This window comes from Rhodococcus sp. HNM0569, from assembly GCF_012726205.1.
Lineage (GTDB): Bacteria > Actinomycetota > Actinomycetes > Mycobacteriales > Mycobacteriaceae > Rhodococcus_F.
In genome coordinates this window covers 1-25,401 of sequence record NZ_JAASAE010000027.1, presented here as the reverse complement: position 1 = coordinate 25,401, position 25,401 = coordinate 1, and the positions used below count along the sequence as shown (strand labels likewise).

The 25,401-nt window shown below is 69.5% G+C and carries 24 protein-coding genes, 1 tRNA gene and 2 pseudogenes; 21 read left to right on the top strand and 6 right to left on the bottom strand.

The features are described 5' to 3' along the window. Positions 1-470: 470 nt before the first annotated feature. From HCA44_RS20425 to HCA44_RS20330, 20 genes and pseudogenes are all read left to right on the top strand, one after another. Positions 471-1,301, top strand: a pseudogene (locus HCA44_RS20425) (hypothetical protein); the annotation flags it as partial. Continuing rightward, positions 1,298-2,320, top strand: a complete 1,023-nt coding sequence (locus HCA44_RS20420; RefSeq protein WP_346764828.1) for an HAD-IIA family hydrolase — start codon at positions 1,298-1,300, stop codon at positions 2,318-2,320. The pseudogene HCA44_RS20425 and the gene HCA44_RS20420, both read left to right, overlap by 4 nt. A 52-nt stretch (positions 2,321-2,372) precedes the next feature. Then, positions 2,373-2,609 carry a hypothetical protein gene (locus HCA44_RS20415; RefSeq protein ID WP_169651163.1) on the top strand — a complete coding sequence of 79 codons (237 nt, stop codon included), beginning with the start codon at positions 2,373-2,375 and terminating at the stop codon, positions 2,607-2,609. A 1-nt stretch (position 2,610) separates the two neighbouring features. Continuing rightward, positions 2,611-3,432, top strand: coding sequence for a TlyA family RNA methyltransferase (locus HCA44_RS20410; RefSeq protein WP_169651162.1), 822 nt, complete (start codon positions 2,611-2,613; stop codon positions 3,430-3,432). Beyond that, the gene (locus tag HCA44_RS20405; protein WP_169651161.1) at positions 3,429-4,361 is read left to right on the top strand and encodes an NAD kinase; all 933 of its coding nucleotides are present in this window, start codon (positions 3,429-3,431) and stop codon (positions 4,359-4,361) included. The genes HCA44_RS20410 and HCA44_RS20405 overlap by 4 nt, the downstream gene beginning before the upstream one ends. A 2-nt stretch (positions 4,362-4,363) precedes the next feature. Further along, positions 4,364-6,136, top strand: a complete 1,773-nt coding sequence (gene recN, locus HCA44_RS20400) for a DNA repair protein RecN (protein ID WP_169651160.1) — start codon at positions 4,364-4,366, stop codon at positions 6,134-6,136. A 104-nt stretch (positions 6,137-6,240) separates the two neighbouring features. Beyond that, the gene (gene steA / locus HCA44_RS20395; RefSeq protein ID WP_169651159.1) at positions 6,241-7,425 is read left to right on the top strand and encodes a putative cytokinetic ring protein SteA; all 1,185 of its coding nucleotides are present in this window, start codon (positions 6,241-6,243) and stop codon (positions 7,423-7,425) included. Continuing rightward, entirely contained in the window at positions 7,422-8,375 is a 954-nt protein-coding gene (locus tag HCA44_RS20390; RefSeq protein ID WP_169651158.1) for a copper transporter, read from the top strand. The genes steA and HCA44_RS20390 overlap by 4 nt, the downstream gene beginning before the upstream one ends. A 162-nt stretch (positions 8,376-8,537) precedes the next feature. Continuing rightward, positions 8,538-10,280 carry a CTP synthase gene (locus HCA44_RS20385; RefSeq protein WP_169651157.1) on the top strand — a complete coding sequence of 581 codons (1,743 nt, stop codon included), beginning with the start codon at positions 8,538-8,540 and terminating at the stop codon, positions 10,278-10,280. Positions 10,281-10,285: 5 nt separating this feature from the next. After that, positions 10,286-10,942 carry an NUDIX hydrolase gene (locus tag HCA44_RS20380; RefSeq protein WP_346764827.1) on the top strand — a complete coding sequence of 219 codons (657 nt, stop codon included), beginning with the start codon at positions 10,286-10,288 and terminating at the stop codon, positions 10,940-10,942. Positions 10,943-10,968: 26 nt separating this feature from the next. Then, positions 10,969-11,892 carry a site-specific tyrosine recombinase XerD gene (gene xerD, locus HCA44_RS20375; RefSeq protein WP_346764826.1) on the top strand — a complete coding sequence of 308 codons (924 nt, stop codon included), beginning with the start codon at positions 10,969-10,971 and terminating at the stop codon, positions 11,890-11,892. Between the two features lie 168 nt (positions 11,893-12,060). Then, positions 12,061-13,125 carry a ParA family protein gene (locus HCA44_RS20370; protein WP_169651168.1) on the top strand — a complete coding sequence of 355 codons (1,065 nt, stop codon included), beginning with the start codon at positions 12,061-12,063 and terminating at the stop codon, positions 13,123-13,125. A gap of 6 nt (positions 13,126-13,131) precedes the next feature. Then, entirely contained in the window at positions 13,132-14,016 is an 885-nt protein-coding gene (locus HCA44_RS20365) for a segregation/condensation protein A (RefSeq protein ID WP_346764825.1), read from the top strand. Beyond that, positions 14,013-14,789: an SMC-Scp complex subunit ScpB gene (gene scpB, locus HCA44_RS20360; protein ID WP_240945692.1), complete on the top strand. Its 777-nt coding sequence runs from the start codon at positions 14,013-14,015 to the stop codon at positions 14,787-14,789. The genes HCA44_RS20365 and scpB overlap by 4 nt, the downstream gene beginning before the upstream one ends. An 8-nt stretch (positions 14,790-14,797) precedes the next feature. Next, positions 14,798-15,886: a pseudouridine synthase gene (locus tag HCA44_RS20355; RefSeq protein WP_169651155.1), complete on the top strand. Its 1,089-nt coding sequence runs from the start codon at positions 14,798-14,800 to the stop codon at positions 15,884-15,886. A 29-nt stretch (positions 15,887-15,915) separates the two neighbouring features. Continuing rightward, a complete protein-coding gene (gene cmk, locus HCA44_RS20350) occupies positions 15,916-16,578 on the top strand; it encodes a (d)CMP kinase (protein ID WP_169651165.1) in 663 nt (220 codons plus the stop codon). After that, complete coding sequence (gene der / locus HCA44_RS20345) at positions 16,575-18,023, top strand: ribosome biogenesis GTPase Der (RefSeq protein WP_169651154.1); 1,449 nt, start codon at positions 16,575-16,577, stop codon at positions 18,021-18,023. The genes cmk and der overlap by 4 nt, the downstream gene beginning before the upstream one ends. 106 nt (positions 18,024-18,129) lie before the next feature. After that, positions 18,130-18,203 (top strand) — tRNA-Pro (locus tag HCA44_RS20340). 597 nt (positions 18,204-18,800) lie between these two features. Beyond that, complete coding sequence (locus HCA44_RS20335) at positions 18,801-19,397, top strand: DUF1266 domain-containing protein (protein WP_169651153.1); 597 nt, start codon at positions 18,801-18,803, stop codon at positions 19,395-19,397. A gap of 43 nt (positions 19,398-19,440) precedes the next feature. After that, positions 19,441-19,935, top strand: coding sequence for an RDD family protein (locus HCA44_RS20330; protein WP_169651152.1), 495 nt, complete (start codon positions 19,441-19,443; stop codon positions 19,933-19,935). Between the two features lie 205 nt (positions 19,936-20,140). Here the strand turns inward: HCA44_RS20330 and HCA44_RS20325 are convergent, their stop codons facing one another. From HCA44_RS20325 to HCA44_RS20300, 6 genes are all read right to left on the bottom strand, one after another. Continuing rightward, positions 20,141-20,713: an urease accessory protein UreD gene (locus HCA44_RS20325; RefSeq protein ID WP_169651151.1), complete on the bottom strand. Its 573-nt coding sequence runs from the start codon at positions 20,711-20,713 to the stop codon at positions 20,141-20,143. An 88-nt stretch (positions 20,714-20,801) separates the two neighbouring features. After that, the gene (gene ureG, locus HCA44_RS20320; RefSeq protein WP_169651150.1) at positions 20,802-21,548 is read right to left on the bottom strand and encodes an urease accessory protein UreG; all 747 of its coding nucleotides are present in this window, start codon (positions 21,546-21,548) and stop codon (positions 20,802-20,804) included. Beyond that, entirely contained in the window at positions 21,541-22,215 is a 675-nt protein-coding gene (locus HCA44_RS20315) for an urease accessory UreF family protein (protein ID WP_346764824.1), read from the bottom strand. Before HCA44_RS20315 ends, ureG begins: the two co-directional genes overlap by 8 nt. Before the next feature lie 6 nt (positions 22,216-22,221). Next, positions 22,222-23,925, bottom strand: coding sequence for an urease subunit alpha (locus tag HCA44_RS20310; protein WP_169651149.1), 1,704 nt, complete (start codon positions 23,923-23,925; stop codon positions 22,222-22,224). Then, positions 23,918-24,271 carry an urease subunit beta gene (gene ureB, locus HCA44_RS20305; protein ID WP_169651148.1) on the bottom strand — a complete coding sequence of 118 codons (354 nt, stop codon included), beginning with the start codon at positions 24,269-24,271 and terminating at the stop codon, positions 23,918-23,920. The genes HCA44_RS20310 and ureB overlap by 8 nt, the downstream gene beginning before the upstream one ends. Positions 24,272-24,279: 8 nt before the next feature. Continuing rightward, positions 24,280-24,612 carry an urease subunit gamma gene (locus tag HCA44_RS20300; protein WP_169651147.1) on the bottom strand — a complete coding sequence of 111 codons (333 nt, stop codon included), beginning with the start codon at positions 24,610-24,612 and terminating at the stop codon, positions 24,280-24,282. Positions 24,613-24,733: 121 nt separating this feature from the next. Between HCA44_RS20300 and HCA44_RS20295 the strand changes: the two are divergent. After that, positions 24,734-25,401 (top strand): annotated as a pseudogene (locus HCA44_RS20295) (aminopeptidase N); the annotation flags it as partial.

Below are 25,401 nucleotides of genomic sequence, written 5' to 3'. Positions count from 1 at the left end.
GTGGGAGAGTAGGACACCGCCGAACATCCGTTACCGAAAGGGGACCCAAGACATTGGGTCCCCTTTCGTGTTTGTATGAGAAGTCGGGCCTGCAAGCGGCCGTGTGTGCGGAAGGAAAGACAGTGACGGACAGCAACAACGGGGGACGCCGATCCTTTCGTCGAAGCGCCGATCGCACTCCGGAACGCGGTGGTGACCGACCGTCGGCGCAGTCGCGCCGCGATTCGGACAGCTCGGCGCCCCGATACGGCAAGCGGCGCGGTCCGAGCGGTGGTGACGCGCGACGCGGCGGCGAACCCCGCGGCGGTCGACCTCCCGAGCGGCGAGAGTTCCGGGGCGGCGACGACCGCCGTCGATCGGACGGTGGACCCCGCAAGTTCGAGGACCGGTCCGGCGAGCGTCGCGGCGGTACGGGCGAGCGCGGCCGCGGCGATCGGAACAGGGACGATCGGAACAAGGATTTTCGAAGCAGGGACGATCGGAGCCGCGGCGGCCGGAACGACGACCGCCGTGGTGGCGGCGACCGCAGATTCCCCGGTGGCAGCGGCCCGCGTGACGATCGTCGGGGCCGGCCCGATGCTGCGCGCACGCGCGGCGGCGAACGTCCACAGCGCGGGGACGCTCGTCCCGACGAACCCGACCTGCCCGACGACGTACTCGCGAGCGAGCTCGACGGCGCCGTACGGCGCGACCTGCTCAGTCTCGACAAGAAGAATGCGGACACCGTTGCCCGTCACCTCGTGATGGCGAGCAGACTGATCGATGACGACCCCACGGCTGCACTCGCGCACGCACGTGCTGCGCGCCAGCGTGCGGGGCGCATCGCAGTGGTCCGTGAAACCGCAGGCATCACCGCCTATCACGCGGGTGAGTGGGCCGAAGCACTGTCCGAATTGCGTGCCGCGCGGCGGATGGCGGGTGGTCCCGGTCTGCTCGCCGTCATGGCCGACGCCGAACGGGGCATGGGGCGTCCCGAACGTGCCATCGAACTCGGACGCAGCGACGAAGCCGCCCAGCTGAGCGGAGACGAGGCGTCCGAGCTGCGGATCGTGGTCGCGGGCGCGCGGATGGACCTCGGCCAGTACGACCAGGCCGTCGTGACATTGCAGACGCCGGATCTGGATCCGTCGCGTAAGACTCCGGCTGCGGCACGGTTGTTCTACGCCTATGCCGACGCGCTCGTCGCGGCCGGTCGCACGAAGGACGGCCTCGACTGGTTCCTCAATGCCGCGGCCGCGGACCTCGACGGCGACACGGACGCGGAGGAGCGTGTAGCCGAGTTGACCGGGGACGCTCCGTGACCGATGCGGTGACCTCGGCCTCGGGGGTCCTGCGCGAGTCCTACGACGCGCTGCTGCTGGATCTCGACGGCACTCTCTACCGCGGTCCGCACGAGATTCCCGGTGCGCGGGACGCCGTCGCGGCGGGTGGGACGTCAGACACGGAGCAGGTGCTGTACGTCACGAACAACGCCAGCCGGCCCCCGGAGAAGGTCGCCGAGCATCTCACCGAACTCGGATTCGCGGCATCGGTCGACCAGGTCGTCACCAGCGCGCAATCCGCGGCGCGATTGCTCGCCGAGCATCTCGACGCAGGCGCGCGGGTGCTCGTCGTGGGCACGGACGCGCTCGCGGACATGGTTGCCGAGGCCGGGCTCGCGCCCGTCCGATCGTTCGAAGACGAACCGGTGGCGGTCGTCCAGGGCCACTCGCCCGAGACCGGCTGGCCGATCCTCGCCGAAGCGACGCTCGCCCTCCGCGCAGGCGCCCTCTGGGTGGCCGCGAACGTCGATTCGACTCTGCCGACCGAGCGGGGGTTGGTGTGCGGCAACGGCGCGATGGTGGCCGCGCTGCGCACCGCGACCGGGCGCGATCCACTCGTCGCAGGCAAACCGGCCGCGCCGCTCCTGCAGGACGCGCTCGCCCGGAGCGGATCACGTCGGGCGCTCGTCGTCGGCGACCGGCTCGACACCGACATCGAGGGAGCGCACGCCGTCGGCGCGGACTCGCTGCTCGTGCTCACCGGCGTGAGCACGCCCCGCGATCTCGTGTTCGCGCGTCCCGATCACCGCCCGACCTACGTCGGCGAGACCCTCGACGCGCTCAACGAGCCGGCGACGAGGTCGTCGGTCGACGGGCCCTCCGGGGTCGAGGTGTCCGTCCGCGGCGACGAGATCGTCGTGTCGCCGCGCGCAACGCCTGCACCGGACGTCCGGGTCCTTCTCGACGTGGCCCGTGCTGCCTGGGCGAATCCCGATGTCACGCACGTGCGATCCGACGATCCCACCCTCGCCGCAGTCGTGGCGTCGTGGCGGCTGTGACGCGCTCGGCGGTGTGTGCGTGCCCGGCGGGGATGGTCTAGCGTTGGACGCGATGAGCACGCCGAACCCCCGCCCGGGAGTCCCCCTTCCGGGTCCGCCTCCCACCGTCGATCCCGAGCAGATCCGCGCCGATGTCGGTGACATTCTGGCGCGTCTCGACGGGGTCGAGGAACACGTCGCCGGTTCGGCGGACACCGACGTGGCGGGCGTGCTCGCCGCGAAGGCACGGTTGCTCGACGAGGCGCACGAGCGTCTCACCGACGCCCTCTCCACGCTGGACAAGATCTAGGGTGGCCAGACGCGCACGTGTCGACGCCGAACTCGTTCGGCGGGGCCTGGCACGTTCCCGAGAGCATGCCCAGTCGCTCGTCGCCGAGGGCCGCGTGCTCATCTCCGGAGCACCCGCCACCAAGCCCGCGACCGCGGTCGAACCCGGCACACCGCTGCGGGTCGTCGAGGTCGACAACGAGATCTCGTGGGCGTCACGCGGCGCCCACAAACTACTCGGCGCGCTCGCGGCCTTCGGTCCGCAGGGCCTCGAGGTGAGCGGGCGGCGATGCCTGGACGCAGGTGCGTCCACCGGCGGTTTCACCGACGTGTTGCTGCACCAGGGCGCACGCGAGGTCGTCGCCGTCGACGTCGGCTACGGCCAACTCGTGTGGCGACTGCAGACCGACGACCGGGTGACCGTCGTCGACCGCACCAACGTTCGCGGTATCGACGCCGAGAAGATCGGCGGCACCGTCGATCTCGTCGTCGCCGACCTCTCGTTCATCGCGCTCGAACTCGTGCTGCCGGCATTCGCCGCGTGCGTCGCGGACGGCGGCGACCTCGTGCCGATGGTCAAGCCGCAGTTCGAGGTCGGCAAGGACCGTGTCGGAAGTGGCGGTGTCGTACGTGATCCCGCACTCCGGGCGGAGGCCGTGCTCGGTGTGGCACGCGCCGCTGCAGGTTTCGGGCTGACGGTCCGCGGCGCGACGGCGAGTCCGTTGCCCGGCCCGTCGGGCAATGTCGAGGACTTCCTGTGGCTGCGCGCGGACGGCAGCCACGATTTCGACGAGGACGCGGTGGCGCGGATGATCGACGTCGCCGTCCGAGAGGGGCCACAGTGAGCCGCGAGATCCTTCTCGTCGCGCATCCGGGACACGACGACGCATCCGAGACGGCGCGGCGGATCGCGAAGATCTTCGCCGATGCGGGAGTCGCGCTGCGCGTGTTGATCGACGAGGTCGACCGCACCCGCGTCGAGGCGGCGGGTCGTGCGGTGTTCGACGGACAACTCGCGCCCGGCCTGCCGGTCACGATCGTCGCACCGGGCCCGGACGCGGCACGCGGGTGCGAGATGGTGCTCGTGCTGGGCGGCGACGGCACATTCCTGCGCGCCGCCGAACTCGCGAAGTCGGCATCGGTGCCCGTGCTGGGAATCAACCTCGGCCACATCGGATTCCTCGCCGAAACCGAGGCCGAACATCTCGCCGACGCACTCGGCCAGGTCGTGCGCCGCGAGTACCGCGTCGAACAGCGCATGGCGCTCGACATCATCGTCCGCGTCGACGACGTCGTGGTCGAGCGCGGTTGGGCGCTCAACGAGGCGAGCATCGAGAACCGTTCGCGCCTCGGGGTGCTGGAGGTCGTACTCGAGGTCGACGGTCGCCCCGTGTCGTCGTTCGGCTGCGACGGTGTCCTGGTGTCGTCGCCCACCGGGTCGACGGCGTACGCGTTCTCGGCAGGTGGCCCGGTCGTGTGGCCGGAACTCGAAGCGATCCTCGTGGTGCCGAGCAACGCCCACGCGTTGTTCGCCCGACCGCTCGTGACCAGTCCCGATTCGGTCATCGCGGTCGAGACGCTCCGCGGAAGTCATGACGGTCTGGTTTTCTGTGACGGTCGACGGACGCTCGCGCTTCCCGCGGGAGGGCGGGTCGAAGTCGTCCGAGCCGCCGAACCCGTGCTGTGGGTGCGGTTGGACTCGGCCCCGTTCACCGACCGGTTGGTGCGCAAGTTCGAACTGCCCGTCACCGGATGGAGAGGAAGGAAGCCCTAGTCGTGCTCGCAGAGATCAGGATCGACAGCCTGGGGGTCATTTCCGAAGCCGCGGCGCGTTTCCACGAAGGTCTCACGGTGCTCACGGGGGAAACCGGCGCGGGCAAGACGATGGTCGTCACGAGCCTGCATCTGCTCGGCGGCGCACGTGCCGACACGGGCCGTGTCCGGCTGGGAGCCGCGCGCGCGGTGGTCGAGGGACGATTCTTCACCGACGACTGCGCCGCGCACCTCGTACGGGAGGTCGACGAACTCCTGGAGTCCGCCGGTGCCGAACGCGACGAGGACGGCAGCATCATCGCCGTGCGCACCGTGGGTGCCGACGGCCGCTCGCGCGCACATCTCGGCGGCCGCAGCGTGCCCGCGGGGGTGCTGTCCGGTGTCACCGCGCCGCTGCTCACGATTCACGGCCAGAACGATCAGCTGCGACTGTTGCGACCGGAACAGCAACGCGCCGCATTGGACCGCTTCGGCGACAAGACGATCGCCGGGCACCTCGCCAAGTACCGCAAGCACCGCGCCGAATGGCTCGCCGCGCGTGCCGAACTCGTCGAACGCACCACGCGTGCGCGCGAGCTCGCCCAGGAAGCGGATCAGCTGACCTACGCGCTCGACGAGATCGACCGGGTGGCACCCGAACCCGGCGAGGACACGGCAATCGTCGCGGACGTTCGGCGCCTGGGCGATCTCGATTCGCTGAGGTCCGCTGCGCTCGGTGCGCAGGTGGCACTCAGCGGACCGGACGAACTGGCCGACGACGTGCCCGGCGCGACCGGGGCGCTCGCCCTGCTCGCCGACGCGCGCGGGCGGCTCGAGTCGTCGGGCGATCCCGCACTCACGTCGCTCGCACCGCGCCTCGACGAAGCGATCGCGGTCGTCGGTGACGTCGCCGGCGAGCTCACCGGTTACCTGGAGGGCCTGCCGTCCGATCCGGATGCCCTCGACCAGTTGCTGTCGCGCCAAGCCGAACTCAAGACGCTCACCCGCAAGTACGCAGCCGATGTCGACGGAGTGCTCGAGTGGGCCGACACCGCGCGCGATCGGCTGGGCCGCCTCGACGTGTCGTCCGAAGCGCTCGCCGTACTCGAGAAGCAGGTCGACGACGCCGCAGCCGCCACGGCCGAGGCCGCGGTCAAACTCACCGCGGCACGCGAGAAGGCCGCCGCGAAGCTCGCGAAGGCAGTCAGTGGCGAGCTGTCGGGGCTCGCGATGGGCAACGCCGGGCTCGAGGTGGCGGTCGCGCCGCGTGAGGCCGGACCACAGGACACCGCGCCGTTGCCGGTCGGCGACACGCTGCTGCACGCCGGGGCCTCGGGCGTCGACGACGTCGAGTTCCGGCTCGCGGCGCACAGCGGCGCGCAGGCGCTCCCGCTCGGCAAGAGTGCGTCGGGTGGCGAGTTGTCCCGCGTGATGCTCGCCCTCGAAGTGGTGCTCGCCGGATCGGACTCGGGCGCGACGATGGTGTTCGACGAGGTCGACGCCGGAGTCGGCGGCCGTGCCGCGGTCGAGATCGGGCGGCGGCTCGCGCGGCTCGCGCGCACCCACCAGGTCATCGTCGTGACGCATCTGCCGCAGGTGGCGGCGTACGCCGATACCCACCTCGTCGTCGACAAGTCCGACGCGAAGGGAGTCGTGAGCAGTGGGGTCCGCTCGCTCGACGACGACGAACGAGTCGCCGAACTCGCGCGCATGCTGGCCGGGATGGGCGACACCGAGACGGGCCGGGCGCATGCCGAGGAACTGCTCACGGCGGCGCACGCCGACCGCGACGCATAGCGTCACGAACTGCCGTCCGGGTCTGGTGGCAGTGTGACGGATGTGGTAGGCGTCGTCGGCGCGCCTCCACCCGGTGCGCGTCACTGCGCGTCATGATCGACCGCATGAAGCTGCCCGGATTGTTGTCACGCCACACCGAGAGTCTGCCCGGGATCAGCGGTATCGCCCGCGTGGACCGCAACACGGCAAAGCTCCTGCGACGCGTCGGCCCGGGGGACATCGTCGTACTCGACATGGTCGACATCGACCGCGGCACCGCGGACGCACTGGTCAAGGCAGGCGTGCTCGCGGTGATCGACGCGTCCCCCGCGATCTCCGGGAAGTTCCCCACCGCGGGCCCGGAGATGATCGTCGCCAACGGCATCACGCTCGTCGACGACGCGGGTGACGACGTGTTCAAGAAGATCAAGGACGGCAGCAAGATCCGGATCGAGGGCGGCGTCGTGTACGCGGGCGAGCGTGCGCTCGCGTCCGGCACCGAGCAGGACGAAGCCGAGATCTCCGATCGCATGATCGAGGCCAAGACGGGTCTGGTCGACCATCTGGAGGCGTTCTCGGGCAACACGATCGAGTTCATGCGCGCCGAGAGCGCGCTGCTCATCGACGGTGTCGGTGTGCCCGACGTCGACGTGCGACTCGAGGGCAGACATGTCGTGGTGGTCGACGACGGACCGGATCACGTCGCCGATCTGAAGAACCTCAAGCCGTTCATCAAGGAGTACTCGCCGGTGCTGGTCGGCGTCGGCGGGGGAGCGGACGCGTTGACGAAGGCCGGCTACCGCCCGGACCTGATCGTCGGCGACCCGGAGGCAGTGAGCACAGCGACGCTGAAGTCGGGCGCCGAGGTGGTGTTGCCCGCCGATCCCGACGGGCACGCATCGGGCCTCGAACGCATCCAGGATCTCGGGATCGGGGCCATGACGTTCCCGGCGTCCGGCTCGCCGTCCGAGCTCGCGCTGCTGCTGGTCGACCATCACGGTGCGTCGCTGATCGTGTCGGTGGGCAATTCGATCTCGCTCGACGAGTTCTTCGACGGCGAGCGACGCGACTCGAATCCGTCGACATTCCTCACCCGACTCAAGGTCGGCCCCAAGCTCGTCGACGCGAAGGCGGTGGCGACGCTGTACCGCAGTCGGGTCTCGGGCGGTGCGATCGCGCTGCTCGTGCTCGCCGCGCTCGTCGCGATCATCGTCGCCCTGCTCGTGTCCGATGCGGGCGTCGAGGTCACCGACTGGCTGGTGGCGACGTGGAACGACTTCTCCGCGTGGGTGCAGGGGCTGTTCACGTGATTTCGATGCGGCGACATGTCGTCACGATCGTCGCGATCTTCGCGGCGCTCGCGGTCGGCGTGGTTCTCGGTTCCGGACTGTTGTCGAGTGGGCTCGTGTCGGGCCTACGCGACGACAAGGCGGGCCTCGAACACGATCTCGAGGTCGCCGCACAGGAGAACAACCGGCTCGGCGAACAGCTCAACGCCGCCGACGGTTTCGACGGTGCCGTCGCAGGCAGGGTCGTGCGCGACGCCCTGCCCGGCCGCACCGTGGTCCTCGTGAGTACACCCGACACCGATCCGTCGGACCTGGAGGGCGTGCAGCACATGATCGAATCAGCGGGCGGCGCGGTGACCGGTCGGCTCGCGCTCACCGACGCCTTCGTGGACGCAACCGGTGGCGACCGGCTGCGCACCGTGGTCAACAACGTGATCCCGGCGGGGGTCACGCTCGGCACAGGTGCGGTCGACCAGGGCAGCATGGCCGGTGATCTGATCGGTGCGGTGTTGTTGACGAAGCCCGACGCCCCCGCCCCGACCGAGCAGGAGCGCACGCTCGCGCTCGACACACTGCGTGGCGGCGGGTTCATCTCCTACGAAGACGGTGCGCTCGCGCCCGCGCAGTCCGCCGTCGTCGTGACGGGTGGCGGTGCGGCCGCCGACACCTCGATGCCGGCGACGGGAAACCGCGGTGCGGTGGTGGCGCGGTTCGCAGGCGCCCTCGACGGCCGGAGCGCGGGGACGGTCCTGGCAGGTCGCCCGGAGTCCGCGCGCGGCAACGGAGCCGTCGCCGTCGCGCGGGCCGATGCGGCGCTGTCGTCGGGTCTGACGACGGTCGACGACGTCGACCGTCAGTCGGGCAAGATCACCGTGGCCCTCGCATTGCAGGAGCAGTCCGCGGGCGGCTCGGGGAGATACGGCTCGGGGCCCGGCGCGTCGGCCGTCACGGTAGGAGTGCCGATGGGCTAGCGCGGATTCGGTGGTGCGAGTAGTCCGGGTCACATGCCACGCCGCCGAACTGCGGGAACATGGCACGCGGTCCTACCGTCGTGTTACTGTGAAATCCCGTGGGTCGGCAGGCCCCAGCAGTGTTCGAGATCAAGTCCTGCACAGACGTCACGGGAGCTCTCTTTGTCACAGTCACGCACTCATCCGCGTACTGACACCAAGCATATTTTCGTCAGCGGCGGCGTCGCTTCCTCGCTCGGCAAGGGCCTGACCGCCTCGAGCCTCGGCCAGCTGCTCACGGCGCGCGGGATGCGCGTGACGATGCAGAAACTCGACCCGTATCTCAACGTCGATCCGGGCACGATGAACCCCTTCCAACACGGCGAGGTCTTCGTCACCGAAGACGGCGCCGAGACCGACCTCGACGTCGGCCACTACGAGCGCTTCCTCGACCGCGATCTGTCCGGCCAGGCGAATGTCACGACGGGCCAGGTCTATTCGAGTGTCATCGCGAAGGAACGCCGCGGCGAGTACCTGGGCGACACGGTCCAGGTGATCCCGCACATCACCGACGAGATCAAGAGCCGCATCCTCGCGATGGGCGAGCCCGATCGCGACGGCAACAGCCCCGACGTCGTCATCACCGAGATCGGTGGCACGGTCGGCGACATCGAGTCGCAGCCCTTCCTCGAGGCCGCGCGGCAGGTACGCCACGACGTCGGCCGCGACAACGTCTTCTTCCTGCACGTCTCGCTCGTCCCGTTTCTCGCGCCGTCGGGCGAACTCAAGACCAAGCCCACGCAGCACTCGGTCGCGGCACTGCGCAGCATCGGCATCCAGCCGGATGCGCTCATCCTGCGTTGCGATCGCGACGTGTCGCAGTCGCTCAAGGCGAAGATCGCGCTCATGTGCGACGTCGACGTCGACGGCTGCATCTCCTGCCCGGATGCGCCGTCGATCTACGACATTCCGAAGGTGCTGCACGCCGAAGGTCTCGACGCGTACGTCGTGCGGCAGTTGGGTCTGCCGTTCCGCGACGTCGACTGGACGGTGTGGGGCGGCCTGCTCGATCGCGTCCACGAGCCGCGCGAGACGGTGAAGATCGCGCTCGTGGGCAAGTACGTCGACCTGCCCGATGCGTACCTGTCGGTCACCGAGGCCATCCGCGCGGGCGGCTTCGCCCACCGCGCCAAGACCGAGATCGTGTGGGTGCAGTCGGACGACGTCGAGACCGATGCGGGTGCGCAGGCGCAACTCGCGGACGTCGACGGCATCCTCGTGCCGGGTGGATTCGGTATCCGCGGCATCGAGGGCAAGGTCGGCGCCATCCGGTTCGCGCGTCAGCGACGCATCCCGTTGCTCGGCCTGTGCCTCGGGTTGCAGTGCGTCGTCATCGAGGCCGCGCGCAGCGTGGGTCTTGCGGACGCGAACTCCACGGAGTTCGAGCCCGACACGAAGGATCCGGTCATTTCGACGATGGCCGACCAGGAAGATGTCGTCGCAGGCGAAGCGGACCTGGGTGGCACGATGCGCCTGGGGGCGTACCCCGCGACGCTCACGAAGGGCTCGGTGGTTGCCCGCGCGTACGGGAGTACGGATGTCTCCGAGCGGCACCGTCATCGCTACGAGGTCAACAACGCGTACCGCGACCGCATCGCCGAGAGCGGGTTGCAGTTCAGCGGGACGTCGCCCGACGGGCACCTCGTCGAGTTCGTCGAGTACCCGGCTGAGCAGCATCCGTTCCTCGTCGCGACGCAGGCGCATCCCGAGCTCAAGAGCCGTCCGACACGCCCGCACCCGTTGTTCGCAGCCTTCGTCGACGCGGCGCTGGACTACAAGCTCGAGGAGCGACTGCCGGTCGACGTGCACGGTGCCGACGCCGCTGCGGAGGCCACCGAGTCCGTGGCAACCGAGAGCGTGGGCTGACCGACGTGGGGGAGCAGCCCGGCGCACACGAGTTCGACACTCGCGGCAGCCGCACCGTGTACGACGGGGCGATCGTGGCCTTGCGTGTCGACGACGTGGCGATGCCTGGCGGCCGGGTCGCGGAACGGGAGGTCGTCGAACACTACGGTGCGGTCGCGATCGCAGCGGTGGACGACCAGGACCGCGTCACACTCGTGCACCAGTACCGCAGGCCGCTGGGACGGCGACTGTGGGAACTGCCCGCCGGGCTGCTCGATCACGCCGGCGAGGATCCGCTCGACGCGGCGCGCCGGGAACTCGTGGAAGAAGTGGGGCTCACCGCACGCACGTGGGGTGTGCTCGTCGATGTCGCGTCGTCGCCCGGTTTCACCGACGAGTCGGTGCGGGTGTACCTCGCCGAGGAGGTCACCGACGTCGATCGTCCGGACGCGCACGACGAGGAAGCCGACATGGAAATCTCGCGTGTCGCGCTGGCCGATGCAGTCGACATGGTGTTGCGCGGTGAGATAGTCAATGCGACGGCGGTGGCCGGGGTGACGAGTCTGGCCGCGCTGCGTGCTCGCGGCGGCAGGCCACGACCCCTCGACACACCATGGGTCGATCGTCCGACGCGTTTCGCGGAGCGCGCACGGCACGGCGCGGAGCGCACACGGCACGGATAGGCGGCGAGGAACGAGTGGAATCGAATGTGATTGCGCAGCAGGTCGATTCGTTCCTCGACCACCTCGCGGTCGAACGCGGTGCGGCGCGCAACACGCTCAGCTCGTATCGCCGCGACCTTCGTCGTTACGCGGGCTTCCTCGCCGACCGGTCGATCGGCGATCTCGAGCGCGTCGCCGAACAGGATGTGCTCGACTTCGTCCTGTTGCTGCGACGTGGCGACGTCGAACGTGGGGTCCGGCCGCTCGCGGCCAGTTCCGCAGCCCGCGCGCTCATCGCGGTGCGCGGGCTGCACCGCTTCGCGACCGAGGAAGGCCTGGTGCGGGTGGACGTCGCGCGGGCGGTGCGGCCGCCGGCACCCGCTCGGCGGCTGCCCAAGTCGCTGCCGCTCGACGACGTGCTCGCGCTGATCGGTGCCGTCGGAGGGAGCGGTCCGGCCGACGGCCCCCGCGCAGTGCGCGACCGCGCTCTGCTCGAATTGTTGTACTCGACCGGCGCGCGCATTTCGGAAGGAGTCGGCCTCGACGTCGACGACATCGACACCGAAGGGCGCTCGGTACTCCTGCGGGGTAAAGGCGGCCGTGAACGATTGGTGCCGATCGGCAGGCCCGCTCTCGAGGCGGTCGACGCCTATCTCGTACGGGGCAGGCCGGCCCTGATCTCGCGCGCGACACCTGCGCTGTTCCTCAATGCCCGCGGCGGCAGGTTGTCCCGCCAGAGTGCATGGCAGGTCCTCCAGCGCGCCGCCGACGCCGCAGGCATCAGCGCCGACGTCTCGCCGCACACGCTGCGGCACTCGTTCGCGACGCATCTGCTCGACGGGGGTGCCGACGTGCGCGTCGTGCAGGAGCTGCTCGGCCACGCGTCGGTCACGACCACCCAGATCTACACACTCGTGACGGTCACCTCGCTGCGTGAGGTGTGGTCGGAAGCGCATCCTCGCGCACGATAACGTGCGTGTCGGCGGCATCAACCCGTTGCAAGGCGGTAGCGTTCGGATAACGATGCGTATTCGAGTTCCGCGAATTCGAGAGGACAGGGGAGTTCGGCGACTGTGACCACACCGCAGAGTCAGGCGGGGGACCCACGGTCATCCCGATCGGAGGGCGACGTGTTCGGCATCCATCTCAGCGACACCCGTGCGGCGCGCACCGACGCCTCACGTCCCGACGACCCGGCATCCGATGCCGCGCCACCGTTGCACGCCACCGCCGACGATCAGGAAGCGGAGCAGGGCAACGCTGTCGAGTCGGACTCGGCGCCGGCACCCGCCGACCCCCAACCACTCGCGGAACCCGAAGCCGAATCCGCACCGGAACCTGCAGCCGCGGAGCCCGACACGGAAGTCGAGCTCGGGCCCACCGGCAGGCCGATGCGCGAGATTCCCGAGCCCACCCGGGTCCCGAGTCACGGCCCGGCGCAGATCATCGCGATGTGCAACCAGAAGGGTGGTGTCGGCAAGACGACGTCGACCATCAACCTGGGCGCGTCGCTCGCCGAATACGGTCGCCGCGTCCTGCTCGTCGACCTCGATCCGCAGGGCGCTCTGTCCGCGGGGCTCGGCGTCGCGCACCACGACCTCGAACTCACGGTGCACAACCTGCTCGTCGAACCGCGGGTGTCGGTCGACGAGGTCCTGATGCGCACGCGGGTCGACGGCGTGGATCTGCTGCCCAGCAACATCGACCTGTCCGCAGCCGAGATCCAGCTGGTCACCGAGGTCGGCCGCGAACAGACGCTGGGCCGCGTGCTGCATGCGGTGCGCGACCGGTACGACTACATCCTCGTCGACTGCCAGCCGTCGCTGGGACTGCTCACGGTCAACGCGCTCGCGTGCGCCGATTCGGTGCTCATTCCGATGGAGTGCGAGTTCTTCAGCTTGCGCGGCCTTGCGTTGCTCAACGACACCGTGGAGAAGGTGCGCGATCGGCTCAATCCGAAGCTCGCCCTCGCGGGCATCGTCGTGACGATGTTCGATTCGCGCACCTTGCACGCGCGCGAAGTCATGTCGCGCGTCGTCGAGGTCTTCGGCGACCTCGTGTACGACACCGTGATCAACCGCACGGTCCGTTTCCCGGAGACGAGTGTCGCGGGCGAGCCCATCACCACGTGGGCGCCCAAGTCGGGCGGCGCGGGGGCCTACCGGGCGCTCGCGCGCGAAGTCATCCACCGATCCGGGCGGTAGGCGTCGGTGGCCGACGCCCCCTCCACACTGCCCGCCCCGGCCGAGTCTCCCGAGTTCTCCGACGGCCAGGACGCGAGCCTCGACGCTTCCGGCAGCGTTGCCGAATCGGCTTCGGAAGGGTTCCGGGTCTCGCTCGGCAACTTCGAGGGCCCGTTCGATCTGCTGCTCACGCTGATCAACCAGCGGGAGCTCGACGTCACCGAGATCGCGCTGCACAAGGTGACCGACGAGTTCATCGCGTACACCAAACGCATGGGCGCCGAGATGGGCCTCGACCAGACCACCGAGTTCCTCGTCGTCGCCGCGACTCTCCTCGACTTGAAGGCCGCCCGACTGCTGCCGTCGGGAGAGGTCGACGATGCCGAGGATCTCGCCCTGCTCGAGGCGCGCGATCTGCTGTTCGCTCGGCTGCTGCAATACCGCGCCTACAAGCAGGTCGCGCAGCTGTTCGGCGAGCTCGAGGCGGCGGCGTTGCGCCGGTACCCGCGGTCGGTCGCTCTCGAGGACCAGTTCACGCAGCTGCTGCCCGAGGTGCTGCTGGGCGTCGACCCACAGCGCTTCGCGGAGATCGCGGCGGCGGCCGTGGTACCGAAGCCGCCACCGACCGTGGGCCTCGGGCATCTCCACGTGCCGACGGTGTCGGTGCCCGAACAGGCCGCCCTCGTCCTCGAACGGCTCCGCCGGATGGGGGCCCACGAATGGCTCGGTTTCGGCGATCTGGTGTCCGACTGCGAATCGACCGTGCACATCGTCGCGCGGTTCCTGGCGCTGCTCGAGCTCTATCGCGAGCAGGCCGTCGCTTTCGAGCAGCCCGAGCCGCTCGCCGAGCTGCGGGTGTCGTGGACGGGCACGGACGTCGACGCTCCGGCCACCGAAGAGGACTACGGATGACGGAGAAGGAGAGCGGGATGGGCGAGCATCTCGAGGGCGGCTTCGAGAGCGGCCTGGCAAGCGAACTCGAGAGCGGCCTCGGCAGCGAACTCGAGGACGCCGAGATTCCCGACGCCGAGCTCACCGACCGCGAACTGCAGTCGGTGCTCGAGTCGCTGTTGCTCGTCGTCGACTCGCCCGCGCCGGTGCGTCAACTCGCGGATGCCACCGCGACCGCCGAGGACCGCATCGACGCGATGCTGCGCCGGATGTCGGCCGACCTCACGGAGTCGGGGAGCGGTATCGACCTCCGGTACGCTGGTGACGGGTGGCGGTTCTACACGCGCACCGAACACGCACCGTACGTCGAGCGATTGCTCCTCGACGGCGCGCGTTCCAAGCTCACCCGCGCTGCACTGGAAACTCTCGCGGTCATCGCCTACCGGCAGCCGGTCACGAGGGCACGGGTGAGCGCGGTCCGCGGCGTCAACGTCGACGGGGTCGTGCGCACTCTCCTCGCGCGCGGCCTCATCGCAGAGGCGGCCGCGGATCCGGAGACGAATGCCACCCAGTACGTGACGACGGAGTTGTTCCTGGAACGACTCGGTCTCGCGTCGCTCGCCGAACTTCCCGAGCTCGCGCCGTTGCTGCCCGACGTCGACGTCATCGACGATCTCCACGACAGCCTCGACACGGACCCGCGGATGCTTCGACGTCAAGGCCGATACCGGTCTGACACACTGGAAAAGAACCCCGGCGCCGATCCCGGTCCGGGGATCGACACCGAAGACTGACAGGAAAAATGAACAAACCCGCTCGCCGAGATGGCACACCGGAACGAAAGAACTCACAGCGCCCGCGTCGGGCTTCCGACGCACGCGCGGGCTCGTCGCGTACCGCGGACGGTCGCCGCGGCGCCCCCACCGCAGGTCAGCCCGGCCGCGGCGCCGGCAAGAGCACGGTAGGCCGGAACGCCCCGAACAGGAACTCTGCAACCAGGAACGCGGGCGCCCAGAACGGCGCGGCCAAGAACAAGAAGGGCAAGGCCAAGTCGCCCAAGCCCACGCGCGCGCCGCAGGCTGCGCCCACCATCAGCAATGCCAAGCCCGCACGGCACCAACACGGACCGTCGCGTCCCGTCGGCGGTCATGCCCAGGGCGAGGGCGTTCGGCTGCAGAAAGTGCTCGCGCAGGCAGGCGTCGCGTCTCGCCGCGCGGCCGAGGAGATGATCGATGCGGGCCGCGTCGAGGTCGACGGTCGGATCGTCGCCGAGCAGGGCCTGCGTGTCGATCCCGAGAACGCCGTCATCCGCGTCGACGGCGTGCGCGTCGTCGTGCAGAAGGATCTCGTGCACCTCGCGCTCAACAAGCCGCGTGGCTGGCAGTCCACCATGTCGGATGATCTCGGGCGTCCGTGCGTCGGCGACATCGTGTCCGAACGCGTCGCCGCGGGGCAGCGGCTGTTCCACGTCGGCAGGCTCGACGCCGACACCGAAGGACTGCTACTGCTCACCAATGACGGCGACCTCGCGCACCGCCTGATGCATCCGTCCTTCGAGGTCGCGAAGACGTACCTCGCGACCGTGTCGGGGCAGCTGCAGAAGGGTGTGAGCAAGACTCTCCGCGAAGGTGTCGAACTCGAGGACGGGCCCGCGAAGGTGGACCGGTTCACCTTGCTCGACGTCAACGAGGGCAAGTCGCTCGTGCGGGTCACGCTGCACGAAGGGCGCAAGCACATCGTGCGCCGACTGTTCGACGCTGTCGGGTATCCGGTCGTGCGCCTCGTGCGCACCGACATCGGGCCGGTCGCGCTCGGTGACCAGCGCCCCGGCACGCTCCGCGTCCTCGGCCGCGGCGAGGTCGGCGGGCTGTACGAAGGAGTGGGCCTGTGAGCGCGGACCTGCGCGCACTGACCGTCGCGATGGACGGGCCTTCGGGCACCGGTAAGTCGACCGTCTCCAAGCGGCTCGCGACGAGCCTGGACGCGCGCTATCTCGACACCGGCGCGATGTACCGGATCGCGACACTCGGCGTCCTCCGCAAGGGTGTCGACCTCGCGGACGCGGTGGCCGTCGCAGGCGCGGTCGCGGCGCTGGCGTGGTCGGTCGGCACCGACCCCGCGGCCGAGCAGATCGAACTCGACGGCGAGGACGTCTCCGACGAGATCCGCGGCGCGGCGGTGACGCGCGCCGTGTCGGCCGTGTCCGCGGTGGCCCAGGTGCGCGAGGTACTCGTCGCGCGACAGCGTGCGATCGCCGCCGACACGCCGCACATCGTCGTCGAAGGACGCGACATCGGCACGGTCGTGCTGCCCGATGCCGACGTCAAGGTGTATCTCACGGCGTCGGCGCGTGCGCGCGCCGAGAGGCGCAACGCGCAGAACATCGCGGAGGGCCGCGGCGACGACTTCGATGCGGTGCTGGCCGACGTCGAACGGCGCGACCACCTCGATTCGACCAGGACGGTATCGCCGTTGCGCGCCGCCGACGAAGCAGACGTGGTCGACACGAGCGACATGGGCATCGACGACGTCGTCGCGACGCTCGTGCGGCTCGTGTGCGACCGGACGGGAGAAGTGCAGTGACCGACGACCGGACGGCGACGGGTGACCTCGACGGCGGCGCTCAGTTCGCGGACGGCACCTGGAGCGACGAAACAGACTGGGAGATCGGAGAATTCGACGACGAATCGGGCGACGAGGGCGCAGTCGCGTTGCCGACGCTCGCCGTCGTCGGTCGACCCAACGTCGGCAAGTCGACGCTCGTGAACCGCATCATCGGCCGCCGCGAGGCTGTAGTGCAGGACGTCCCCGGAGTCACCCGCGACCGGGTGTCCTACGAGGGCAACTGGAACGGGCGCCGGTTCATGGTGCAGGACACCGGAGGCTGGGAGCCCGACGCGAAGGGGCTGCAGCAGTCGGTCGCCAGGCAGGCCGAACACGCGATGCAGACGGCCGACGCGATCCTCGTCGTGGTCGACGCAGTCGTCGGCGCGACCGCGACCGACGAGGCCGTGGCCCGCGTCCTGCGGCGATCGAAGGCTCCGGTTCTGTTGGCGGCCAACAAGGTGGACGACGAGCGCGGCGAGGCCGAAGCGGCGTCGCTGTGGTCGCTGGGTCTCGGCGAGCCGTACCCCGTCAGCGCCGTGCACGGACGCGGCACCGGCGATCTTCTCGACAAGGTGCTCGAGGCATTGCCCGAAGCGCCGCGCGAGGGGACTGCGGCGGCCGGCCCGCGTCGCGTCGCGCTCGTGGGAAAGCCGAACGTCGGCAAGTCGAGCCTGCTCAACAAGCTCGCGGGCGACGAACGCTCGGTCGTCCACAATGTCGCGGGCACGACCGTCGACCCGGTGGACTCGATCGTCGAACTCGGCGGGCGGCCGTGGCGTTTCGTCGACACGGCAGGTCTGCGCCGCAAGGTGAGCCACGCCAGCGGCGCCGAGTTCTACGCGTCGCTGCGTACCCGTGGCGCACTCGAGGCGGCCGAGGTCGCGATCCTGCTGATCGATGCCTCGGAACCGATCACCGAGCAGGACCTGCGGGTGCTCAGCATGGTCGCCGACGCGGGCCGCGCGCTCGTGCTCGCGTTCAACAAGTGGGATCTCGTCGACGAGGACCGTCGGTACCAGCTCGAGCGGGAGATCGACCGCGACCTCGAACGCGTGCCGTGGGCGCAGCGTGTCAACATCTCCGCGCACACCGGGCGCGCCGTCCAGAAGCTCGTGCCCGCGCTCGACACCGCGCTCGAGTCGTGGGACAAACGCATCTCGACGGGCCGTCTCAACACGTGGCTCAAGGAGGTCGTCGCGGCCACCCCACCGCCGATGCGCGGGGGACGGCTGCCCCGGATCCTGTTCGCGACGCAGGCCGGGACGCGGCCGCCGACATTCGTTCTCTTCACGACCGGTTTCCTCGAGGCCGGGTACCGGCGCTTCCTCGAGCGCCGGCTGCGTGAGGAGTTCGGCTTCGACGGCAGTCCGGTGCGGATCTCGGTACGCGTGCGCGAGAAGCGCGATCGACGCAAGCGCTGACCGCCCGAGATTCACCTCGGTCGCTGCGTCGAATCGCTGACCAGCCGATTAGCGTTCGATGTCGCCACTGATGTAATCTCATCGAGCGCCCGCAAGCGGGCGTGGACGGGCTGTGGCGCAGCTTGGTAGCGCACCTGACTGGGGGTCAGGTGGTCGCAGGTTCAAATCCTGTCAGCCCGACGTCCCGACAACCCCGGCGAGTACTTCGCCGGGGTTGTCGTCGTTACGGGGTTGCCGCCGTCTCAGGGCGTGCCCGTCGGCGCACGCCGAGCACCGGGTGCATTTACTTCGCGCGCCTCGGGGCGAGGGCACCCGTCGTCGCGAGTCGAGGGCGTCGATGCGATCACGTACACCCGTCGGTGCCGACGGCGCCGTGGCGCCGCGGTGGAGCAAGTGGTCGACTCGGAGCTGTGGCGGGGTCGGTAGCCGGCTCGCTCAGCACCGCTGAAGGGCCCGCAGCCGTGACCCGATTCGGTTCAGGCTCGGTAGAACGACCCGGGAACCTTTGGGCACTCGTGCGACTCCAACTCACGGGAAGTACCGGACCGATACGTGAGGAGTGGGCCGACGATGACCGAGACCGCAGGTGAGGCAGAGCCTCGACGGAAGTTGCTGCCCGGGCCGAGCGGTCCGACCCCGATGCTGGTGACAGATGCGACGGGCGTGTTCCACGGCCCGCTGGCCCGCGGGTTCGCGGTCGGCGGGCATCTTGCTGTTCTCAATGCCTCGCACTGGAACAGACTCGGCACGGGCGGTTCCGTCGGTAACGAGAGGCGAATGCTGAAAGACCTCTGGTCGGTTACCGGCAACGCGTCGTGGGCGGAGGCAACGCACACGTTGCTGGCAGGACGCAACATCGGGCACGACGGCGAGAACGTTCTCGAAGTACGAACCCGCATCGCCACCGAGACCGGACTCGCGACGATCACCACAGCCGAGTGGCTCGCCGCGATCGAACGCGCCTGTCATGCCAACGCGTTCGCCGAGGAGTCGATCGAGGGATTCAAGGCCCGTGCACAACGCATCTCCCGCTACGAATCGCGCATGCGGGCCGACGGTCTCCTTCCACCGGAAGGATTCGTCACCTCGGTCCGTGCGTACGACTACGGGCGGGCCGCGTCGATGGCCAACTGGGGGTTCGGCGCCGAGTACTGCACTCGGGAGGAAGCGGAGAACATCCTGTGTGCGGCAGCTTTGCGCGCGCAGCGCACGTACGTCAGCTGGGAGCACTTCTCCGCCGGCTACATCCTCGGTCGCATCCTGCGATTCGACGACGACAGCGCAGGTCCCTTCTACGAAAGCACTTTTCAGGCCCACCGCATCCTCACCTCCGACCCGTCCTCGCCCTGGCGGAACATCGCCTTCGTGGGATAGCAGGACTCAACGAGTAGCCGTACCCGATTCGGGAGGAGAAGCAGTGACATCGCCAGTCGAACAGCAGTATCCGTCGCCGAAGGCATTGCGCAGATTGGTCGCCGCCGTCGTCGACATCGCCTTGCACCTGGCCCCCGCAGTCGCCGCCATGGCGGCGCTGGATTCGACCGGGAGGATTCTCGGTCCGTTGGCGGCGTTCGCCGCCGCTTTCGTTCTTCCCGTGGCGGTGTATGCCGCAGCATCGTTCATACACCGTGTCGTTTACCAGGGACGCACCCATGCGACCATCGGAAAGCAGCTCTCAGGTCTGCGGCTCATCCGTACCGACAACGGCACCTACCCGACCGCTCGGTTCCTGGCACTGTGGTGGCTGAAAGCGGGCGTAGGCGCCGCCATGGACGCAGTATTCTCGGGCACGGCGAGCAGTTCGGAAGGAAACACACAGGTGGTGACTGCGGTTCGGGGCTGCGACATCGACGCCCTCCATGCAGCCGAAACGCTCGCCGCGGGGCCGATTCGCGCAGGCGAGACAACGTGAGCGGTGGCCCCGTCCGCATGTTCGGCAGCCCCTGTACGCCATAGGGGTCCACCTCAAGCCTTGTCCCAGGTCTCACCAGACGCTCCCCAAAAGAAGTGTCGGCCCTTGGTCGGTCGGCGACGAACGAGTCGCAACGAACGCCGGGGCCACGTTCGACACCGAGTAAGGGTCGCGAGATCGGCGGCCCTCCCGGGGCTCATGCGATCTACAGCAGATCGCGAAGAGCGACGCGTGTGGTGTGCGCGTCGGCGCCCATCCTGCGGTAGACGCTTCCGACCCCCTCGAGTTGCAGCGCGCCGGGATCGGTGAGCCGGTGCCCGAGGGTCGTAACCTGATCGAGGCACCGGGCACCGCCCAGCAACGCCGGGTCGCGACGCGACTGCGGATCCAGCGTGAGTTGCTCGACGAGCAGGGGAGTGCAGTCCAGGTACGCGTGTGTGGTCGCGACCATGCAGCCGCCGTCCTCGGCGGTGCGGCCCGACACGAAGGTCTCCCGCAGCGTGCACGTCGCTCCCGCCGCCAATCTCGTCGTCGTGTGCCGTGCCACGTCCGAGCCGGACGCGACGACGAACGGCAGCCCGTCCCACAAGAGTGAGCCGTCGGCGTCGATCGTCACGTCGACATTCCACGACGCGCGGCCGCCGCGCATGTCGTACGCGACGGTGCCCGATGTCTCGACGATCTCGAGTGACCGCCCCGCGCCGACACGCACATCGAGACGCACCTCGTCGCCCGCGAGGAGCAGCGCCTGCGCGGCGACGAGTGCGACGCGGACCACGCCGTCCTCGGCGGGCAGAATCCGTGGCGCCAGCGCACCGGTCCGGAGCCGGACACGGCCGTCGGAATCGAGGTGGACGACGGTGCTGTCAGTGAGCGTGCGAATGGCCGTGCTCGCGCTCGTGTGTGTGGACGTGGGTCAGCACCGTGCCGTCCTCGCCGATGTGCGAATGCGGCGCCATCGGGCCTGGATCGACCGGGGTGTGCCCGCCTGCGAGCACCGCGGCTGTCATCGCCCGCACCCACTCGACGAGCCCGTCGATCGACGCCCGGTCGTGTTTCGACAGGCCGAGAACCGGTCCACCCTCGCGTGCCGCGGTCGCGTCGGTCAGCATGCGGGCGACGTCCACCTCGACGTGCGGCGCGAGATCGGTCTTGTTGACGATCAGCAGATCCGCACGGGCGATGCCGGGCCCGCCCTTGCGTGCGACATCGCCGCCACCCGCGACGTCGAGTACGAAGATCTGCGCGTCGACGAGGGCAGGGGAGAACGTCGCCGTGAGATTGTCGCCGCCGGACTCGACGAGCACGAGGTCGAGCGGCGCGAAATCGCGTTCGAGGTCTTCGACGGCCATCAGGTTCGGAGTGACGTCGTCGCGGATCGCGGTGTGCGGGCACGCGCCGGTCTCGACGGCACGGATCCGGTCGACGTCGAGCACACCAGCCGAGCGGAGGAACTGCGCGTCCTCGTCGGTGTAGATGTCGTTGGTGATCACGCCCATCGACATCTCGTGCGACAGCTCGCGGCACAACAGTGCGATGAGCGAACTCTTTCCGGTGCCCACCGGGCCGGCGACGCCGAGGCGGAACGAGCGAGTGCGGGGTGTGTCAGGCATGGAACAGTCTCCTGGTCGTTCGAGCGTGTGCCTCGGCGTGTTCGTCGAGGACGGGGGCGCCGGATGCCGGAATGTCCTCGGGCGCGGCGATGCTCGCAACGCCGTCGGCCATCGCGGTGATGTCCGGCTGTAGATCGAGGACCCAGCGCATCGCGTGCACAGGGTCGAGCGGGACGAGCTTGAGTGCGGCAGACGCGATCGTCTGGACGTCGTCGTAGCCGACGAGCAGGGCAACCTGCCGCGCATCGAGTCCCGCGACCGCGCCCACGACGCCCAGGACGAGCGGCCGCACCGGCCGTTCGTGGACGAACTCGGCGAAGGCATCGGGCCACAGGCCGCGCGCGAGCCGCAGGTAACCGCGGCCGAGCAGTCGAGCGGTGTCCCGCATCGCGGCGCTCGGAGTGCGAGCGCACCATGCCGTCTCGACGGGAGACAGGTCCCGTCGGCCGCGCAGCCAGAGCCGCCGGGCCGCGACCGCTGCACCGGCCTCGGTCGCGGTGATCGTGCGCAGCCGGGTGCGCGCGAGTGCGGGGATCTCGTGCAGCCGGCGACCGTCGCCCGACAGGCCCGCGAGGATGGCGGGTTCGAGGCCCGCGGAGTGCGCGTGTCCGCCCGTCGGCAGGCGCGCGTCGGCGAGCATCGCGAGTACGAGCTGTGGATCGGTCACTGCGGCTCAGAACATCGAGTACAGCTGCGCGAGCGGCAGTTCGGTGGCCGGAGCGGGCTCGATCACGTCGCCGTCCACGCGGATCGTGAACGTCTCGGGATCGATGTCGATGCGAGGCAGTGCGTCGTTGTTGACCATCTGGGCTTTGCCGATCGCGCGGGTGTCGGTGACCGCTGCGAGCGTGCGAGTGAGGCCGAGCCGCTGCGCGAGGCCGTCGTCGACAGCGGCGGGCGAGACGAACGACATCGAGAGGTGCGCGCCGATCGTGTCGCCGAAGGACGGGCGCATCAGCACCGGTTGCGGGGTCGGTATAGAGGCGTTCGGGTCGCCCAGCCCACCCCACGCGAGTGCGCCGCCCTTGAAGACGACGGACGGGCGCACGCCGAAGAAGGCCGGATCCCACAGTGCGAGATCGGCGAGCTTGCCCACCTCGACCGACCCGATCTCACGGTCGAGACCGTGCGCGATCGCCGGGTTGATCGTGTACTTCGCGACATATCGGCGGGCGCGTTCGTTGTCCGCGGGCAACGAGTCGCCGAGCGTGCCGCGTCGGTGCTTCATGACGTGCGCGACCTGCCAGGTGCGGGTGATCACCTCGCCGATGCGCCCCATCGCCTGCGCGTCCGACGACGTGATCGACATCGCGCCCATGTCGTGCAGCACGTCCTCGGCCGCGATGGTCGTGGCGCGGATACGGGACTCGGCGAAGGCGAGATCCTCCGGGACGTTCGGGTTGAGGTGGTGGCACACCATCAGCATGTCGAGATGCTCGGCGACCGTGTTGACGGTGTGCGGCAGAGTCGGATTCGTCGATCCCGGAATCACATTGGCGCGCCCGGCGACGGTCATGATGTCGGGCGCGTGCCCGCCACCCGCACCCTCGGCGTGGAACGCGTGGATCGAGCGGTCGCCGATCGCGCGGAGTGTCGAATCGACGTAGCCGGCCTCGTTGAGGCTGTCGGAGTGCAGCGCGACCTGCAGGCCCCAGTCGTCGGCCGCGCGCAATGCGGCGTCGATCGCGGCGGGCGTCGACCCCCAGTCCTCGTGCACCTTGTAGCCGCCCGCGCCCGCGAGCGCCTGCTCCGCGAGCCCCGCCGCCGAGACCGTGTTGCCCTTGCCGAGCAGCAGGAAGTTCATCGGGTACGCGTCGAGCGCGCGATGCATGTTCGTCAGATGCCACGCGCCCGGGGTGACGGTGGTGGCCTTGCTGCCTTCACTCGGCCCGGTGCCGCCGCCCGCGAGGGTGGTCAGGCCGGTCGCGAGCGCTTCGTGGATCTGCGACGGGGACAGGAAGTGCACGTGCAGGTCGATGCCGCCCGCCGTGAGGATCTTGCCTTCGCCGGACACGACGTCGGTGGAGGGGCCGATGCACAGATCGGGGTGCACGCCGTCGGCGATGTCGGGATTGCCCGCGCGGCCGAGTGCGACGATGCGGCCGTCGAGGATCCCGACGTCGGCCTTCACCACTCCCCACCAGTCGAGGACGAGCGCGTTCGTGATCACGGTGTCCGGCGCGCCCTCCGCGCGTGTGGTGGTGCCCTGCGCCATCGATTCGCGGATCGACTTGCCACCTCCGAACACCGCTTCCTCGCCGCCGACCGTGAGATCGCGTTCGACCTCGATCCACAGGTCGGTGTCGCCGAGTCGCACCTGATCGCCCGTCGTCGGGCCGTACAGCGCGGCGTACTTCGCGCGTGAGATCTCAACCATCGAGCTCGCCCCTCTCGCGGACACCGCTGCTCGACTCGACCTGGATGCCGGGGACGACGCGGCGACCGCGCAGCGCGACCGCCGCGACCTCGCGTGACGCGCCCGGTTCGAACCGCTCGGAGGTGCCGGACGGAACGTCGAGCCGGAATCCGTGCGCCGCGGCCCGGTCGAAGGCGAGCGCCGGATTCGCGTCGGGCAGGTGCAGGTGCGAGCCGATCTGGACGGGACGGTCGCCGGTGTTCTCGATCACGAGCGTGAGCCTTTCGGCCGGCGAGCGGTCGCCGTTGAGGACGACGGTGCCGTCGGCGGTGCGGACGGCACCCGGTCCGGTGGTGCGGGCGGACATCGCGGCTCCTAGGAGATCGGGCCGGAGGCGGCCGGGTGGGAGGAGATCGGGTCGTGGAGAGTGACGAGCTTGCGCCCGTCCGGGAACGTGGCCTCGACCTGGACGTCGTGGATCATCTCGGCGACACCCGGCATCACCTGCTCGCGCCGTAACACCTCGCGGCCCTCGGTCATCAGGTCGGCGACCCGCTTGCCCTCCCGGGCACTCTCGATCACCCACGTGCTCAGCAGCGCGACCGCTTCGGGATGGTTGAGCAGGATTCCGCGCGCCAATCGGTCGCGCGCCACCATGCCGGCGACCGACAGGAGTAGTTTCTCCTGGTCGGCGGGCGTGAACTTCATCGGCTCCTCCGGTGCTCGTGCGCCATGACGGTGTCCGCGGCGCCGCACGACGCCGATTCGGGAAACAACTTCTATCTCACGTTCGTGTCGGTCGTGTTACGTGGTGGCAGTATCGGAGACCGTGACGACCGCGAACCTGACCCGTGCCGAAACAGTCCGTCGCGCCGCAGCGATCGACGTACTCGGATACCGCGTCGAACTGGACCTGCGCGACGCGATCGATCCCGCCGTTGACACGTTCACCACCCGCACGACCGTCGAATTCGGTGCGTCGGCGGACGAGACGTGGCTCGACTTCCTCGGCGCGGAAGTCGTGGGGGTGACCGTCAACGGCAACCCGGTCCCGGTCGAGTACGACGGCGCACGGATCCGCCTCACGGGACTCACGCGAGTCAACGGCGTCACCGTCGACGCCGTCGGGCTCTACAGCCGAACAGGGGAGGGGCTGCACCGCTTCGTCGACCCCGCGGACGGCAACACCTACCTGTACACGCAGTACGAGCCCGCCGACGCGCGGCGCGTCTTCGCGTGCTTCGAGCAACCGGACCTCAAGGCGCCGTTCGTGTTCGACGTCCGGGTGCCCGACGGGTGGACGGTGCTGTCGAACCAGCGCCCCGACGCGCAGCACGCGTCGCGGGCCGTGTTCGAGCCGACGCTGCCGATCTCGACGTACATCACCGCGGTCGTCGCGGGCCCGTACCACCGGGCGACGTCGTCGTGGCAGCGTGGTGACCTGACGGTGCCGCTCGGTGCGTACTGTCGCGCCTCGCTCGCCGAGCACTTCGACCC

What these genes read in the sequence shown, in the direction of transcription:
- HCA44_RS20415 (WP_169651163.1), top strand. Translation starts at nt 2,373, where the DNA reads ATGAGCACGCCGAACCCCCGCCCGGGAGTCCCCCTTCCGGGTCCGCCT.
- steA (WP_169651159.1), top strand. Translation starts at nt 6,241, where the DNA reads ATGAAGCTGCCCGGATTGTTGTCACGCCACACCGAGAGTCTGCCCGGG.
- scpB (WP_240945692.1), top strand. Translation starts at nt 14,013, where the DNA reads ATGACGGAGAAGGAGAGCGGGATGGGCGAGCATCTCGAGGGCGGCTTC.
- HCA44_RS20355 (WP_169651155.1), top strand. Translation starts at nt 14,798, where the DNA reads ATGAACAAACCCGCTCGCCGAGATGGCACACCGGAACGAAAGAACTCA.
- cmk (WP_169651165.1), top strand. Translation starts at nt 15,916, where the DNA reads ATGGACGGGCCTTCGGGCACCGGTAAGTCGACCGTCTCCAAGCGGCTC.
- HCA44_RS20335 (WP_169651153.1), top strand. Translation starts at nt 18,801, where the DNA reads ATGCTGAAAGACCTCTGGTCGGTTACCGGCAACGCGTCGTGGGCGGAG.
- ureG (WP_169651150.1), bottom strand. Translation starts at nt 21,548, where the DNA reads ATGCCTGACACACCCCGCACTCGCTCGTTCCGCCTCGGCGTCGCCGGC.
- HCA44_RS20310 (WP_169651149.1), bottom strand. Translation starts at nt 23,925, where the DNA reads ATGGTTGAGATCTCACGCGCGAAGTACGCCGCGCTGTACGGCCCGACG.
- ureB (WP_169651148.1), bottom strand. Translation starts at nt 24,271, where the DNA reads ATGTCCGCCCGCACCACCGGACCGGGTGCCGTCCGCACCGCCGACGGC.
- HCA44_RS20300 (WP_169651147.1), bottom strand. Translation starts at nt 24,612, where the DNA reads ATGAAGTTCACGCCCGCCGACCAGGAGAAACTACTCCTGTCGGTCGCC.